The sequence below is a fragment of the Lysinibacillus sphaericus genome (assembly GCF_006864135.1).
In the GTDB taxonomy this organism is placed as follows: Bacteria; Bacillota; Bacilli; order Bacillales_A; family Planococcaceae; genus Lysinibacillus.
Map to the genome: position 1 here is coordinate 73,382 of NZ_SADV01000018.1, position 15,336 is coordinate 88,717.

The 15,336-nt window shown below is 36.7% G+C and carries 9 protein-coding genes and 1 pseudogene; 5 read left to right on the forward strand and 5 right to left on the reverse strand.

Features of this window, described 5'->3' with window-relative positions; all coding sequences use genetic code 11:
• Window positions 1–654: 654 nt before the first annotated feature.
• Complete coding sequence (locus C7Y47_RS17940; protein WP_142510002.1) at window positions 655–1,740, reverse strand: SDR family oxidoreductase; 1,086 nt, start codon at window positions 1,738–1,740, stop codon at window positions 655–657.
• 18 nt (window positions 1,741–1,758) lie between these two features.
• On the reverse strand, window positions 1,759–4,812 hold the full coding sequence (locus C7Y47_RS17945; RefSeq protein ID WP_142510003.1) for an efflux RND transporter permease subunit: 3,054 nt from the start codon (window positions 4,810–4,812) through the stop codon (window positions 1,759–1,761).
• 490 nt (window positions 4,813–5,302) lie between these two features.
• Here C7Y47_RS17945 and C7Y47_RS17950 point away from each other — a divergent pair, with 490 nt between their 5' ends.
• The gene (locus C7Y47_RS17950; protein ID WP_255505243.1) at window positions 5,303–5,809 is read left to right on the forward strand and encodes a DinB family protein; all 507 of its coding nucleotides are present in this window, start codon (window positions 5,303–5,305) and stop codon (window positions 5,807–5,809) included.
• A gap of 426 nt (window positions 5,810–6,235) precedes the next feature.
• Window positions 6,236–7,463, forward strand: a pseudogene (locus C7Y47_RS17955) (IS110 family transposase).
• A gap of 491 nt (window positions 7,464–7,954) precedes the next feature.
• Here C7Y47_RS17955 and C7Y47_RS17960 read toward each other — a convergent pair.
• A complete protein-coding gene (locus C7Y47_RS17960; protein WP_142510004.1) occupies window positions 7,955–8,833 on the reverse strand; it encodes a CPBP family intramembrane glutamic endopeptidase in 879 nt (292 codons plus the stop codon).
• Between the two features lie 360 nt (window positions 8,834–9,193).
• Here C7Y47_RS17960 and C7Y47_RS17965 point away from each other — a divergent pair, with 360 nt between their 5' ends.
• From C7Y47_RS17965 to C7Y47_RS17975, 3 genes are all read left to right on the forward strand, one after another.
• Window positions 9,194–10,534 carry an erythromycin esterase family protein gene (locus C7Y47_RS17965; RefSeq protein WP_142510005.1) on the forward strand — a complete coding sequence of 447 codons (1,341 nt, stop codon included), beginning with the start codon at window positions 9,194–9,196 and terminating at the stop codon, window positions 10,532–10,534.
• Window positions 10,535–10,735: 201 nt separating this feature from the next.
• Entirely contained in the window at window positions 10,736–11,314 is a 579-nt protein-coding gene (locus C7Y47_RS17970) for a sensor domain-containing protein (protein ID WP_142510006.1), read from the forward strand.
• A gap of 117 nt (window positions 11,315–11,431) precedes the next feature.
• Window positions 11,432–13,219: a helix-turn-helix transcriptional regulator gene (locus C7Y47_RS17975; RefSeq protein ID WP_142510007.1), complete on the forward strand. Its 1,788-nt coding sequence runs from the start codon at window positions 11,432–11,434 to the stop codon at window positions 13,217–13,219.
• Between the two features lie 278 nt (window positions 13,220–13,497).
• Here the strand turns inward: C7Y47_RS17975 and C7Y47_RS17980 are convergent, their stop codons facing one another.
• Window positions 13,498–14,028, reverse strand: a complete 531-nt coding sequence (locus tag C7Y47_RS17980) for an alpha/beta fold hydrolase (RefSeq protein ID WP_142510008.1) — start codon at window positions 14,026–14,028, stop codon at window positions 13,498–13,500.
• Window positions 14,029–14,206: 178 nt separating this feature from the next.
• On the reverse strand, window positions 14,207–14,911 hold the full coding sequence (locus C7Y47_RS17985; protein ID WP_132357825.1) for a metallophosphoesterase family protein: 705 nt from the start codon (window positions 14,909–14,911) through the stop codon (window positions 14,207–14,209).
• Window positions 14,912–15,336 lie beyond the last annotated feature (425 nt).

Here is a 15,336-nt window from a genome sequence, read left to right on the forward strand (position 1 = left end):
GCGAAAGCGTAGCGTCAGCAACAGATGTCTTTTGTGCGAAAGCGTAGCGTCAGCGGCAGATGTTTTTTGTGTGAAAGCGTAGCGTCAGCAACAGATGTTTTTTGTGCGAAAGCGTAGCGTCAGCAACAGATGTTTTTTGTGCGAAAGCGTAGCGTCAGCAACAGATGTCTTTTGTGCGAAAGCGTAGCGTCAGCAACAGATGTCTTTTGTGCGAAAGCGTAGCGTCAGCAACAGATGTCTTTTGTGCGAAAGCGTAGCGTCAGCAACAGATGTCTTTTGTGCGAAAGCGTAGCGTCAGCAACAGATGTCTTTTGTGCGAAAGCGTAGCGTCAGCAACAGATGTCTTTTGTGCGAAAGCGTAGCGTCAGCAACAGATGTCTTTTGTGCGAAAGCGTAGCGTCAGCGGCAGATGTTTTTTGTGTGAAAGCGTAGCGTCAGCAACAGATGTCTTTTGTGCGAAAGCGCCGTGCTAACGTAGCGTTAGCAACACCGATGCAGGTCAGTTAGCCGTTATCGCATGGATGCGATAACGGCTAACTTCCTATTGAACTCCTTTTCGATTCCGTGACATCCGCCAGAGGCTTTAACTTGTTTGTTTGCTAGATGGAACTGAATGTAAACATCGATTTCTATCACCGTCCACTAATTGAAGCTTCACTTTATTTGAATTTGATAGCGTTTATCTTCTTTATGCGCTAAATAAAAATCAATCATTCTAGGCATAGTCAGTATAAAATCGGGGCATGCAATACTACCCTTTTTCAAAATAGTAACTGCTTCTGATGTATCGAACTTAGCATTCCAAGCTAAGTAGTCTAGAGTTTCTTGCTCAACACCTAGATATTTTCGAATAAGTGGTATTTGTAAAGATGATCTTGCTAGTATTAACGGTAATCGCCCTTTAGGATAATGATTAGTTAATAATTTTACCATCGTACGATACACTTCCTGCACAGGATGAGGATTCGGGTCCGTTAGATGCAAAGTTTTCCCTTCAGCACATTTTTCATCAACGAGATAAGTCGAGGCATTTATAATATAATCCACTGGTACCACATTTATTGTTGAAGTTGATCGTCCAATATACGGGATAAAAGGAAGGCACTTTAACTTATCTACCATATTTAAAAAGAAATAAGGCCCATCGAATTTAATCGTTTCTCCTGTTTCAGAATGTCCACGTACTATGCCAGGTCGAATAATTGTCAGTGGTATTTCTGATTTCAAATCTTCTACTCGATGCTCAGCTTCATATTTTGTTTCTTCATAATAATTCTTAAATGCGGGCGGGCGAATTAGTTCATTTTCACGCAAAACACCTTCACGTGTTCCAGCTACATACGCTGTACTAAAATACATATAGCGTCTTAAGTTCGGCAGTGTTCGAACAAAATCATTGACCATCGTCGTACCATGCACATTTACCTTCCATGCTAGATCGCGTGGTACCGCTAAATCATAAATAGCAGCTAGATGCCAGAGCACCTCAATTTGAGGTACAATGTCCTGTACTGCTTGATTTTCAAGACCGAGATTCGGTAATGTAATATCTCCCTCTAAAATACGAATAGAACAGTTTGGAAACTCCGCTACTATTTTTTCTCTTTCTAAATTTGCTTTTACAAATTCACCAGCTAAAACAATAGCGATGACTTCCTGTGATTGTTTTTTTCGTAGTAACGCTCGTATTAATTGACTTGCAATAAAACCTGGGAAACCTGTAAAAAAATGAACCCCCATCTTTCATCCCCCCTGAACTTACCGCATCTTCCTAGTTTCTTTATCCATTAAGCTATAAATAATCGGTACAATATATAATGTCAACAAAGTTGATGTCACAAGTCCTCCGATTACTACAATCCCCATCGGTTGATTCATCTCTGTCCCTTCACCAATACCAAGAGCAAGTGGTAGCAATCCTAAGATTGTTGTTAGTGCAGTCATTAAAATTGGTCGAAGTCGATCTTGTGTAGCCAGTAAAATCGCATCATACGTCGCCATTCCCCTAGCTTTTTGTTGATTAATGTAATCAACAAGTACAATCCCGTTATTCACGACAATTCCAACTAGCACTAAGATGCCTATAACAGATGTCAAACCAACTAACGTGTTCGTAGCAAACATTGCAATGGCAACGCCAATAATCATTAATGGTACTGTGAACATGATAACGAATGGATATTTGAATGATTCAAATTGAGCAGCCATTACGATATATACAAGGACTATTGCTAATGCCACGGCTAAAAGCATATCATTAATCGCACTATCGTAAAGCTCACGATCTCCACTAAAGACAACTTGAGTTTCAGTTGGTAATTTCGCTTTTTCTAATACTTTGTCCACTTTTGCTGAGATGCCTCCGAGCGATTCCTTCGTTTCATACTCGACAAAAAATGCAACCGCTGCCGCCTGATCAGAACGTCTTATCGATACTGGTCCCTCTTGGACAGAAACTGTAGCAATGTCCTCTAGCTTTACAAATAAACCTGCAGGTGAACGAAGCTGCATCGATTTTAATGACTCGATACTATCATTAAACACTTGTCCAAAGCCTGTATAAACAGGCAATACAGCACCATCCTCTGCCATTATTTGCGTAGTTAGCTGACCCTTCGTCATTTGATTGACCGTTTGAGCAATTTGTGCGGGTACAAATCCGTAGTCCTTCGCCTTTTCTCGGTCTACTTCGACTTGAATTTCTTTTACAGTAATATCTAAATCCGTAGATACTTTTGTGATGGCTTTTACCTTTAATAGCTCCTGCTGTAATTTATCAACAGAGCTTTGAAGTCTTTGCTCATCAGAGTCTGTTAACCTAAACGTTAATGTATTTGGTGACGATCCTGTTGTCGTTGAGACATTAAAGTTGATTTCAACTTCCTCACCTAGCTCTTTATGCAAATCTCGCTCAACCTCTTCTACAAATTCAAAAATTGAACGATTCCTATCTGCTAGAGGAACAAGCTTTACATATAGTTCTGCTTGGTTTGCACTTGTTTGTCTCCGTGCTTGTGCCTGTTGCGTACCACCGATTAGGCTAACATATACGTCAACATCTTTCTCCTGTTTTAGGCGTTCTTCAATTTTCGCTACAACTTTTTCTGTTTCTGATACTGCTACCCCTTTTTCTAGATTTACACTAATGGAAGCAAACCCTTCATCCGTTGGCGGTAAAAACTCAGTACCAATTTTCATAAGCCCAAACAACGCAAGTCCAAAACAGACAACTGCTGACATTAGTACAAGCATACGGTGACGCAATACCCAAATAATTGATGTTTTGTAGCGCTTGTAAAAAGATGACTCATTACGTTTTTCGTAAATATTCGTAGATTTCATTTTTAAAAGACGACTTGCAAGCATTGGGACAACCGTTAACGCAACGACTAAAGAAGCAATTAAGCTAAAGGAAATAGTTAATGCAAATTCTGTGAAAATTTGTCCTATTAAACCTTCAATAAACATTACAGGAATGAATACTGCAATAGTTGTTAGAGTGGAAGCAGTAATCGCAAGTGCCACTTCCTTTGTCCCTTCTTTCGCTGCTGTTTTCGGATTCTTGCCAAGTCCTAAATGTCGTTCAATGTTTTCAATAACAACGATGGCATTGTCAACCAACATACCGATGCCAAGTGCTAACGCCCCTAACGTCATAATATTGAGTGAAAAATTTGCAAAAAACATTAAAACAAATGTAACAATCACTGAATATGGTATCGCAATGCCAATGATAATAGGGCTTTTCACACTACGTAGAAAGACAAACAATACGAACATTGCAAATAATCCACCTAGAAGTAAAGAAGATCCGATATTACTAATGGCTAAGTCCACGTAGTACCCTTGGTCCACTAGTACATCTGCAACGATTCCTTGATATTGGTTCTTTGTTAATAATTCATTTAAAGCTTCTTTAAAAGCTTTTGAAACCTCTGCTGTATTAGCACCCGATTCCTGTAATACAGACATTAATACCGCAGGATGTTCATTTGCTCGTGTAGTAGTTACGGATTTTTGTTCCACACGTTCAACAGTCGCTACTTCTCCTACTGTTAATGCTTTACCATCTAGTGGATTTACTGAAATGATTAAATCCGCAATGCTTTCAGGCGAATTTATAGTGCTTAAAATACGTGTCGTTAACATCTTTCCGTCTGCCGTTAACACCGGCTCACCAGGAAGAGAAACATTGTTCGATTGAATAATTTGAATAATATCTGCTTGCGTTAATCCTTTTTCAACTAGCTCCGATTCATCTAAAGTTATTTGAACTTCTTCCACCAGCTTACCAGAAATATTGACGCTTGCGACACCTGCTGTTCGACGGAGTTCTTTTTCTAAGGCTTCCGCCAATAAACGTACATCTATATTGTCATTTTCCGCACGTAGTGAAAGTTGTATTATAGGAAATTGTGATGGATCAAATTTTAAAAAGTTAGGTTTCTCTGCATCATTCGGTAAAGGGGTCATATCGATGCGTTGTAAAATATCGAGCTGAGCATCATCAATATTAGTTGACCAATCAAACTCGAGTATAATTAAATTGGACCCTTCTTGCGAGGTAGACTGTAGTTTTTTTATCCCTGGTAAGGTGGCGAGTGTTGTTTCTAAGGGCTTCGTTATTTTCTCATTAACCTCTGTTGGACTTGCACCAGGATAATTGGTTACAACGATGCCTATAGGTGGACGTAATTCTGGAATAAGCGTAATAGGTATTTTCAATAATGAAACGCCACCTAATATAATGACTAACAACATCGTAACTATTGTAAAAACAGGCCTTTTAATAGAAAAATTACTAATGTTCATTATTACAAGCTCCTTTTAATCTCTTCCTTTCTATAATACCCGAACAGGAGAATATTTTATAAATTTGGTAACCTCTCCATGTATTATAGGATTAATATATAGCACAACGCGAAAATTAGGAGATGTAATTTGTTATAACGTATACCCTATTTAAGTTGATTGGAGAGAAGACTAAGCGACTCCGAAAGCGCAGCGGCACCTACCAAGCGCTCAGGTCGGAATGGAAATCAACTACACGTTATGATACAGAACTTTATATTTCCTAATACTGTATATATTCTACATAAAACTCTCATTTTCCTTGTAAAAAAACACGAATCGCAACTCTGTAAAATTAAAGACAAGTGAATGTATTATAAATCCGTAAAAACGTTCGTGCATAATGGTTGAAAGATCCATTTTATCGTGCATAATAGTTAAAGGATTCGTTTCGATGTATGGAACACCATACATACTATTGGAAAAAACATCAGGATCTAGGAGGTTTATAATGAAAGATACGCTTGAACTATTTCGTTACCATGTTTGGGCTAATAAAAGAGTTTTTGAACATTTAAGGAAACTTCCTGATGATCTGTACCGTAAACCACTAAATAGTGTATTTCCTACGATTGGCGACGCATTAGCACATATCTATTCTGTGGATAATACTTGGCTCAGCATAATGTCCCATGAAAGTCCTGAGGACATCTATGCTGCGATGACAAGTTCACTTGAAGAGGTAAAAGATGCCACGCTCAACTCTTTTGAGGCTTATTTTGCTAAAATTGCGGCTCGATATGAAGAGTTTATCTTGAACCACCAAGATGATTTAGAGGAAATATCTGAGTATCCGCTTAAATTCGGTGAGTTGCGGGCTAATTACAAAGATCTCGTTAGGCACGTGGTTAATCACGGTACATATCACCGTGGTAATATTACCGCAATGCTCCGACAAATGGGTTATTCCGGTGTTTCCACAGACTATGGATTTTACCTTTTTGAACTAAAGCGGTGAGCACTCCTTCGAGAGTGTTTTTTTGTAAAGGTCGTTTTCGATTTGTTGCCGACAGATTTTCTCCTGTATTGTCTTCCCATTTCTAATCATCAAATGTAAATGTTGAATGAAGTAATGCCCGTCTATGATATCCGTACATTTAACCCTTAGCTTACCTGTCTTAAACAAACCTGCTTCGTTCGTATTATAAGGTCAGCCAGATATTTCTGGTTGATCATTTTTTATTTGGTTTTATTATAGCAGTAGCCAGGGTAGAACGTAACTGCTCGTGGGGCTTGACCCCGTCAACTAAACCGTTCGCCCCCTACTTGCAGAAACATGATTGAGGCTGGTTGGGACTTAGATCTCGTATAACAAGCGAAGCTATGACACTGCATGGAGGATTAGGGGTAACTGGCAAACTATGATTCTAAGAGGAGATTAAGAATGAATCCAGTCGTTGGTCTGGATATTTCAAAAGGAGAAAGCCAGGTTCAGGCATTCTTAGATAAAGGCAAACCGTATCGTAAAAGTTATAAGGTAACGCATACTTTAGAAGGTCTAAATGACCTTGTCATATTCTTAGAGGATGTAAAAAACGAGGCTGGTATGAAGCCTACAATCATTTTAGAAGCTACAGGACATTATGGTGCTCCCGTCATACATCATTTAGAAGAACGAGGATATTTATTGATTATCATTAATCCGATTTCATATAAGGCAAGAGGATCGAGTTTGAGAAAAGTAAAAACGGATGCCATTGATGCCTATCTTCTTTGTGAATTGTTCTACAAAGAGGAGTTAGAGCCATATAAAAAACGTGGTGTGCAGTTATTAAATCTTCGTAGTCTTACAAGACAACATGAAAATATAACTGGCATAATGATTCAAACTAAGTTGCAATTTCAGGCAATCCTTGAACAGGTATTTCCTGAATATAACGGGGTTTTCGGAGATTTATATTCTAATGTTTCACTATTAACTCTTTCAGAGTTCCCTTCTTCAGAAGATATTTTTAAAGCAAGTGAGGAATCCATTACAGACAAAATTACTATGTAAGAGTAGATCCATTAGATGGGCAAATGAAAAAGCTATACAGCTTAAAGCCGCTGCAGCTCGTAATCCTTTTGAAAAAACAGTTTACCAGAGTCATATTTTAAGTCTTGATATGTATATAAAGATCATTCTTCAATACAAAGAGCACCTATCAAAGTTAGAGTCAGAAATAGATGCCCTCGCTAAAGAAATTGAAGAATATAGTATTATCAAATCTATCCCAGGTATCGGTGAAAAGATCGCTGCAACGATTATTTCTGAGATTGGTGAAATAGATCGATTTAACAACCCTAAAAAGCTTGTGGCTTTCGCTGGAGTTGACCCAAGTGTTTTCGAATCAGGTAAGTTTTCAGCGACAAAGAATCGAATTACAAAACGAGGTTCAAATAGACTTCGTCATGCCTTGTTCATGGCTGTTCGTTGTGCAATACGAGATTGTAGGAAAACTAAAACAGACGATAAAATCATTCCTCGAAATAAGAAATTACGTGAATTCTATGATAAAAAACGTGACGAAGGAAAACCTTTTAAAGTAGCGATAATAGCTTGTGTTAATAAACTATTACATTGGATTTTTGCCTTATTAAAAAACAGAACTACGTACCAAGATTTAGCTTGATAAGTAAGTAAAACTAAATCAAACAAAACCTTTCAAAAACAACCTTTAGGAGGGTTATTTGTCATGCACTTTTTAGTATAGCACGTGCATATTAAACTTTTAATAGAAAATTATTGACAAACTATTAGCTGGTTTAGTTCAATAAAAAAAAGAGCTGCTATGCAACTCAATAATCTTCATACGCTTCTTAACAATCACGCCCGATTGCTGAATTAGTGAAAACTACTTTTCAAATGTAAATTCATGACTATGAGTGCTACCATACCCTGATGACGAGTCAATAGCGATTTCATAGTTTCCTTTTAAGAATCTCATTTGTATTACTTTCATGTCTTTGAATATTCATAATTACACCTCCATTATATTTGTATATAACATGTGACTAATTATGATCTTTATGAATAAGTTAACCATATTTTCCCAATATTTTTAGGAGCATCTTATTTCGCCTTGTTACATTTCACTAATTGAATTTAAAACACATCCGTATGCTATTTGGTGAAATTTACCATTCGAGACGTAATTATTGCAGTAATTAAGATAATAATAGCGGTTATCAAACCAGATTCTCCAATCCAAATCTCAGTTTGATATCCTGTACTTGCACGTGCGAAAGGTCCTTGAATAATGGCATTCCAAGTAGTATGGATGATAACCGAAGGCCAAATGCTACCTGTGATAAGTCGTAAATAGGCTGTAATATAACTGAATGGCACAATACAAAAATAGATGCCAAGTACTGAAAGAAGGACAGATGGTCCCTCTACATATAGACCAGCAATAACTATTGGAACATGCCACGTTGCCCAAATCAATCCACTAATAAGGATGGGCCGTGAAAACTCTGCATCGACTAGCCTTGTGAGCATATAACCTCGCCAACCCATTTCTTCTCCCAAAACAGGGATTAAGCTAAGCAAACTTCCGAAAATGCCGCTCAATACTACTAGATAAATGAAACTGAATGGGGCCGTTAGATACTGAAGCCCAAGTATATTGTAGATTGGTTCTAACATACCACCTTCGGGATTCTGAAACCCCGCAATTCCGCTCAACCAGGCGATAGAATAAGTAATTCCACAAATAATCATAGGGATTAGCAGAGCAAAACCAATCCCCTTCCATATCTTTAAGTTACCGAGACTAAAAGATACATCTTTAAACCCTTCTTTCAGTATTATGCGAGTCAAAACAGAAGAAAATGCTGGGGTAAACATATATACCACAATAAGCGGCATACTTTTCGTAATTATTACTACTACATTTAGGATGATAGAAGTAATGATTAAAATACTCAGAAAGAGTTGAAGTCCTATTTTAGCACGTTGGATTTTATCTTTATTGTGGAACGATTTTGCGTGTAATATCATTGTAATCCGACCTTCCCCTTTAATTCATTTGTTTATCGTATTTACTTCCTGTCATTTCCACAGACACAACTTAGAATAAAAATATTTTGGCATACAGATTAATTCATCTTTAAAATCCCTCCCAAATTTATAATCTAGTCTTACTTGCGACTCATCAATGTAATTATTATTTATAAGTTGTCATAGCCGATAGTACAAAAGTGTAATGATTAGCCTATGACCTGTGTCAATTAACCTTATGACAATATGTAACTAGAAAATATGATATGGGATAGATAACAATTGAATTAAGGCAATTGATTCGTGCAAGTACATGAATCAATCTTGCTTTTACAAATAATTTAATTGAGGTGGGAAAAAATGAATAAGAAAAGAATAATTGCAATGGTTAGTACAGCTTTATTAGTCACAGGATGTGGAGAAGTAGGAAAGGCTCAAACAGTAGCAGTCGAAAAAGTAGCAGTCGAAAATTCAGGCCAATCAATCCAAAAAAATATAGTTAAATCAATACAATCACAGGCTTATCCATTAAAAACGATAGAGCCGTCAAAATCATTTGAGGATTTAAAACCACTTAAGAAAATGATTGGGAGCGCACAATATGTAGGATTAGGAGAGAATACTCATGGAAGCTCTGAAATTTTCACTATGAAGTTTCGCCTTGTGAAATATTTAGTTACTGAGATGGGTTTTACAAATTTCACAATGGAAGAAGATTGGGGAAACGGCTTAAAACTAAATGAATATATCCAAACAGGAAAAGGAAACCCTAGGGAATTTTTAAATTATTTATATCCTACTGATGAAATTATAGCCATGATTGAGTGGATGAAAGATTATAATGCTGATCCATCCAATAAAAAAAAGATCCAATTTATTGGGCTCGACTTAAAGGAGTTGGACCAAGGCTGCTTTAATAAAGTAATTGATTATGTAAGGCTGCATCGACCAGATTTGCTGGCAGAAGTAGAAGAAAATTATAAAGAATTGTCCGCTTTTAATGGAGGTTTACAGAAATATATGGATCTTGCTCCTGAAATAAAAGAAAAGTTCAAGGCAAACGCTGAGAGAGTAGCTCGATTATTAAAAGATGAAAATGGGCAAGCCAAAACAGAATTAGTTTCACCCGACTACATCTGGGCGAAAGCAACGGCAAGTGCAATAGAGAAATTTACCACAATGCTAATTCCTAACGACTATCCAAGTATGTTAAAGCTACATGAGCAATACTTGGCCGATCATGCAATGTGGGCACAAGAGACATTGGGTGGTAAAACGATGGTATGGGGACACAATATTCATATAGCTAAAGGAATTATCGATGAGAAATTATACCCTTATGTTGCAGGGCAGTATTTGAAGGAACGTTTAGACAATAATTATGTCACAATTGGCAGTACAACCACGGAGGGGAATTTCACCTTATACAACGACACCCAAGATAAGATTATAACGGATCCTATTCCACAAGATGTAAATAGTTTCAATTATACCCTTGGGAAAGTACCCTATAAAATGTTTTTATTGGATAACCGTCACCTTAAAGGACCAGCAGAGAAATGGGTTAAAACAAAAAGGCCATTACTAAGTATAGGAGGACGACTCTTACCGAACGAATCGGCATACTTTGATAAGTCATTGCTTGAGCAATTTGATATTATTTTTCATATTCGAAAAACAAGTCCATCTCATATTCAATAAAAGTACAAAACAATCCCTTCTTGCATCTGCAAGAACGGGATTGTTTTATGGTGATTGATATAAGCATCTTTTTTAACCAGAAGTAGGTTACTCCCCCCTTTTTAGCATCATTTAGAATTGTCATATGACACTTTTACACTAGTGAGAATGACAAAAAAAGCAGTACAATTCGGTTATTACATAGATAGGAGCGAGAACTTTATGAAATCAAGATTCATCCAGAATGGTTATTTTTTATTGCTAACTTTCGTTACAGGATTGTTTTATTTTTGTTTTTATCTAATAGCTCTGCTATTTAGCTTCACCCTTTCATTTTCGGTAATTGGGATTCCACTAGTTATACGCGTACTACAGACTACTACACCTTTTATCCAATTCGAGCGCATACAGACGAAAATTTATACAGATATTTCAACAGACTCTTATGATAGAAGTATAACAATAGATACATCGAACTGGACTCAGGTGAAATTAGTGCTTACCGCTCGTCGCAATTGGTCTGCTGTCTATTGGTTAATGCAGAAATTTGTGATTGGCATTTTTAGTCTCATTTGTGCAACCATTTTTTATATAATGCCACTTATGTTGCTGTTCGCACCGCTACTGTATCGCTACATCGAAATGAATATTATATTCATACAGATAGATACTTTTGCCAAGTCACTCTTTGTAATGTCTATGGGTATAGTATTTATCGCCATAAGTAGTAGAATAGTAGATCGTTTGACAAAGAAAATTGGGGGCTATACACGTAGCATGATCCGGCAACTAAATCAATAGAAGTTTACCTTCTATGAGAGAATTGCAGTGTGAAATTAAAAAGTACAACAACAATGTATGAAGGATTAATTTATAATATAGGAAGTAAAAAGGTAGGCTATTTAGGGGGTAAATGACTTGTTAGATATGGTTAAGTATTGGTTTTGGTACGATTGGATTATGTTAGGAGTCCGTATACTTGTTAGTGTCTCTATCGCCATAACCACATTCGATTTTCAGGATAATTTAACATTGCCACTTTGGATTATTATTCTTTGGGAAATTATTGCCTTCTCGATTCCATGGGTAGCCTTATTGTTCAATTACAAATATTACTTGTTCACAGAAATACTGCTATTTGGGGGACTGTGTATATATTTAACTTCTTTATTTCCGGGAGCTAACGTTACATTTCTTATATCGGTTTTTCTAATTGCTGCGAATAGTCAGCATCTTTCCTATTATTGGACAGCTCCAACAACAGTTTTTATAACAACTGGAATTTTCTATGCGGTTGCGCCAAGTAATAGCTATTGGATTATGGTTACCTACCATGGACTTGCTTATGTAATGGGCTTCGCTTTCCATTTATTAATTGTCAATCATAAGCAAAATGAAGCGATTCGTAAACAAAACGCGGTACTTGAGCAATATATGTCTCAGATTGAACGTATTACACTCGCAGAAGAACGGAACAGGCTGTCGAGCGAGCTTCATGATACAGTTGGTCACGCTTATACTTCTATTATTATGGGGATGGAAACGTTGCGTACCGAACTTGCTACTGAAATGGGTATACAGAGGCTAGATTCTTTGCTTGAAATGGGACGTAAAAGCATCGAAGACGTGAGAGGTTACCTACATCAAATGGATTCTCCGTGTCAATCGTCTTCCTTGATTCAATCTCTACAAAATCTTGGAGCCGAATTTCAGGAGCACGCTCAGGTAAATGTAAGTTTTAGGACATTCGGAGAGGAATATCAACTGTCTCAGCAAGCGAAGATCGCATTCATTCGTTGCTTTCAAGAATCTCTTACAAATGCAGTACGTCATGGTCAGGGGACTGAAATTATAGTTTCATTGCAGTTTGAACAACAATATACGAGGTTAGAAGTTCAAGATAACGGAAAAGGAAATGTAGAATGGCAGGAAGGCTTCGGTATGAATGCGATGAAAGAACGGGCAATGAATTTGCAGGGGCAATTGTCTGTATATACAAAGCCAGAGGAAGGAATGCTTGTTACATGTACCATACCGCGACAAATTGAAATAAAAGATGGACTTATTCGTTTGTTAATTGTAGACGACCAGCCATTTGTTCGAGAAAGTTTGAGGACACTACTCGATAGATATGAAGATTTAAATGTAGTCGGTTTGGCTGAGGATGGCAATCAAGCCATCGATTTGTGTGGGCGCCTTCAACCCCACGTTATACTTATGGATTTAGATATGCAGCACATGGATGGAATCGAAGCAACCAAAAAGATTAAGCAGCAATGGCCACATATCCGCGTATTGATTTTTACAACGTTTCAAGATACCGAACAGGCGTTAGGATCGCTTCGCAACGGTGCGGATGGTTTTTTACTCAAATCTATTGAAACGTTGGAGCTAGCTAATACGATCCGACTTATTCACAAAGGTGGGACACTGATTGATCAGGGGATGTCTCACAAAATATTTGAGAAGTTTGATGAGCAAAAAGAGACACCACAATCAAAAGCAACCGCTTATGAGCTAACAGCTAGGGAGATAGAAATATTGCAGCTAGTAGCAAAAGGACTTCGATACAATACGATAGCTTCAAGGCTATATTTATCGAATGGTACGGTCAGGAACTATGCTTCAACAGCTTACTCAAAGTTAGGAGTGCGTAACAAGGAAGAAGCTGTCCACAAGGCTCTAGAAATTGGAATTATTGATTGAACTACCCCCACTTTCACTTCGTTTAGAAGTGGGGGATTCCTAAGTAAAGAGTTCTATCGAACATAAAAACACCCCTACGGTGCAGGACCTAGCTTAACAAGAACTATCCAATTTTTCTAAGAATTCATTAATTATTTGAAGATATTTATTTAAATCTGGCTCCCATAGTTCATGTCCCGAACTAGCTATCTCAATTATGTCCACATCATTAAGGTAATTCCTATATTTTTCAACTTCCATTTCTTTCAAAAGTGAACCATCAGTTCCACCCTTAATAATTATACAGGTACTTTAATCAAGGATAATTCACTATAAAGGTCAATTTGTCTTGATTCTTTCTGGATACCTGTTACAACATGTCTCCTGTCTTCGTTTAAATAACCACTATTAAGAATTCTATCTGACCATGTTTCAGGTATGTAAGGGTATTTTGCAGGGTAATCGCAGATAATCAAACCTTTTATATCAGTCTGTTCCGAAGCAAACTTAATCGCATATGGAACACCCATAGAATATGCCATTAAACAATAATTCTTAACTTTACAATCTGATATTATAGCATGTAGGTCTTTAACATGGTCATCAAAAGAATATCCAACTTTGGGGGCATCACTATTTCCACGGCCTCTTAGACTCATCGTTATACATTTTCTTGATAATAATTTTCCCAACAAATCAGTTGATTGTTCTGCAAAATTTAAAGCACCTGGCACATAAACTAAAGGGGTTACAGACGTATTATAATCAGCACTTTCAAGGTAATGAATTTTAACTTTTTCTGAATTTGCCCATCTATCTATAAACCTCATATCAAACACCTCATTTTCTGGTTTATCCTCTTAATTATTCTTTATTAACTTATTAAGTCCCCTTCTTAAACTAACCTGCACCGTTAGTTCAATAAAGAAAAAAGAGCTGCATATGCAACTCAATGATCTTCAAGAAAAGCACCTGTTAGCTGAACAAAAGTTACATAAATAATTTATATTAAGGTCCCACATTGGGAGGATTTAAAATATGTTCAGCAAAATCTTCTTTATAAGGACATTCTCCTTGAAGAATTCCCTCAGCAGCTTTCTCAAAGTTGTATTTAGTCACTTTTAGATGTACTTCATTATCAAGTAATAACCAGCAAGCTCCTTTTGCTCGACTTTGTAGCCCAACACTACCAGCATTAATTATTTTTTTGCTACCAATTATACGGTTAAATTGTATATGGGTATGTCCACAAACAATAATGTTTTCTTTAACATCTTGAAGCATTTCTAACACTTCTTCATCAGGTGTATCAATTCTAATCGCTTCTGTGTCACTCCGAGGGGAGCCATGAACAAATAATATTTCTCCTAAACCATCAATATACAAATTGTGACTTTTAGGTAGGTCTTTTAGAAATTCAATTTGTTCATCTGTTAATTGCTCTGCACACCATTTATTTAGTTCTGTTACAAAATCCTGTAATTCATTTTTTTCTCCATTACGAAACGCAACTTCTCTGTCCGCATTTCCCATTATAAAAAAGAATTTGTCTTTATATTTCATTAAAGTATCCATAACTTCTCTTGGTTGCGGACCCCAAACTAAATCACCACCAATTACAACCTTTTGTATATTAGTCTGACCGATTTCTTTCAGAACAGCTTCCAAAGCATAATGATTTCCATGAATATCATATATAGCTGCAACACTCATAAAATTCCTCCCCTCCAAATATATATTTTACCAAATTAAACCATATTTTTGTTGAATTATTCTGCTCCATTAGTTCAATAAGAAAAAAAGAGCTGCCAATGCAACTCAATGATCTTCAAGGAAAGCTCTCGTTTGACAAAATCTTATTCACCAAAACTATGAAGATTGAGTTCCTTATTTAATCAATACATCTGTCTATAAAAATTAACTTCTTTCACTTTGTCTTGTTTGCCATAAATCATAAATAAGAATCAAAGCACCAATAGAAAATAATATAATACTTAATGTATAAGGAACCCATCCAATTATTTCATTTAGAACTGTCGTAAGTTTACCAGGAGGGTCACCCTATAAATGCTAATTTAAATATGTACATTCCTGCTTGAATAACTATGTACAAAAATGCTCTTTCATTTCATACTAAT

What these genes read in the sequence shown, in the direction of transcription:
- C7Y47_RS17940 (WP_142510002.1), bottom strand. Translation starts at nt 1,740, where the DNA reads ATGGGGGTTCATTTTTTTACAGGTTTCCCAGGTTTTATTGCAAGTCAA.
- C7Y47_RS17945 (WP_142510003.1), bottom strand. Translation starts at nt 4,812, where the DNA reads ATGAACATTAGTAATTTTTCTATTAAAAGGCCTGTTTTTACAATAGTT.
- C7Y47_RS17950 (WP_255505243.1), top strand. Translation starts at nt 5,303, where the DNA reads ATGAAAGATACGCTTGAACTATTTCGTTACCATGTTTGGGCTAATAAA.
- C7Y47_RS17960 (WP_142510004.1), bottom strand. Translation starts at nt 8,833, where the DNA reads ATGATATTACACGCAAAATCGTTCCACAATAAAGATAAAATCCAACGT.
- C7Y47_RS17965 (WP_142510005.1), top strand. Translation starts at nt 9,194, where the DNA reads ATGAATAAGAAAAGAATAATTGCAATGGTTAGTACAGCTTTATTAGTC.
- C7Y47_RS17970 (WP_142510006.1), top strand. Translation starts at nt 10,736, where the DNA reads ATGAAATCAAGATTCATCCAGAATGGTTATTTTTTATTGCTAACTTTC.
- C7Y47_RS17980 (WP_142510008.1), bottom strand. Translation starts at nt 14,028, where the DNA reads ATGAGGTTTATAGATAGATGGGCAAATTCAGAAAAAGTTAAAATTCAT.
- C7Y47_RS17985 (WP_132357825.1), bottom strand. Translation starts at nt 14,911, where the DNA reads ATGAGTGTTGCAGCTATATATGATATTCATGGAAATCATTATGCTTTG.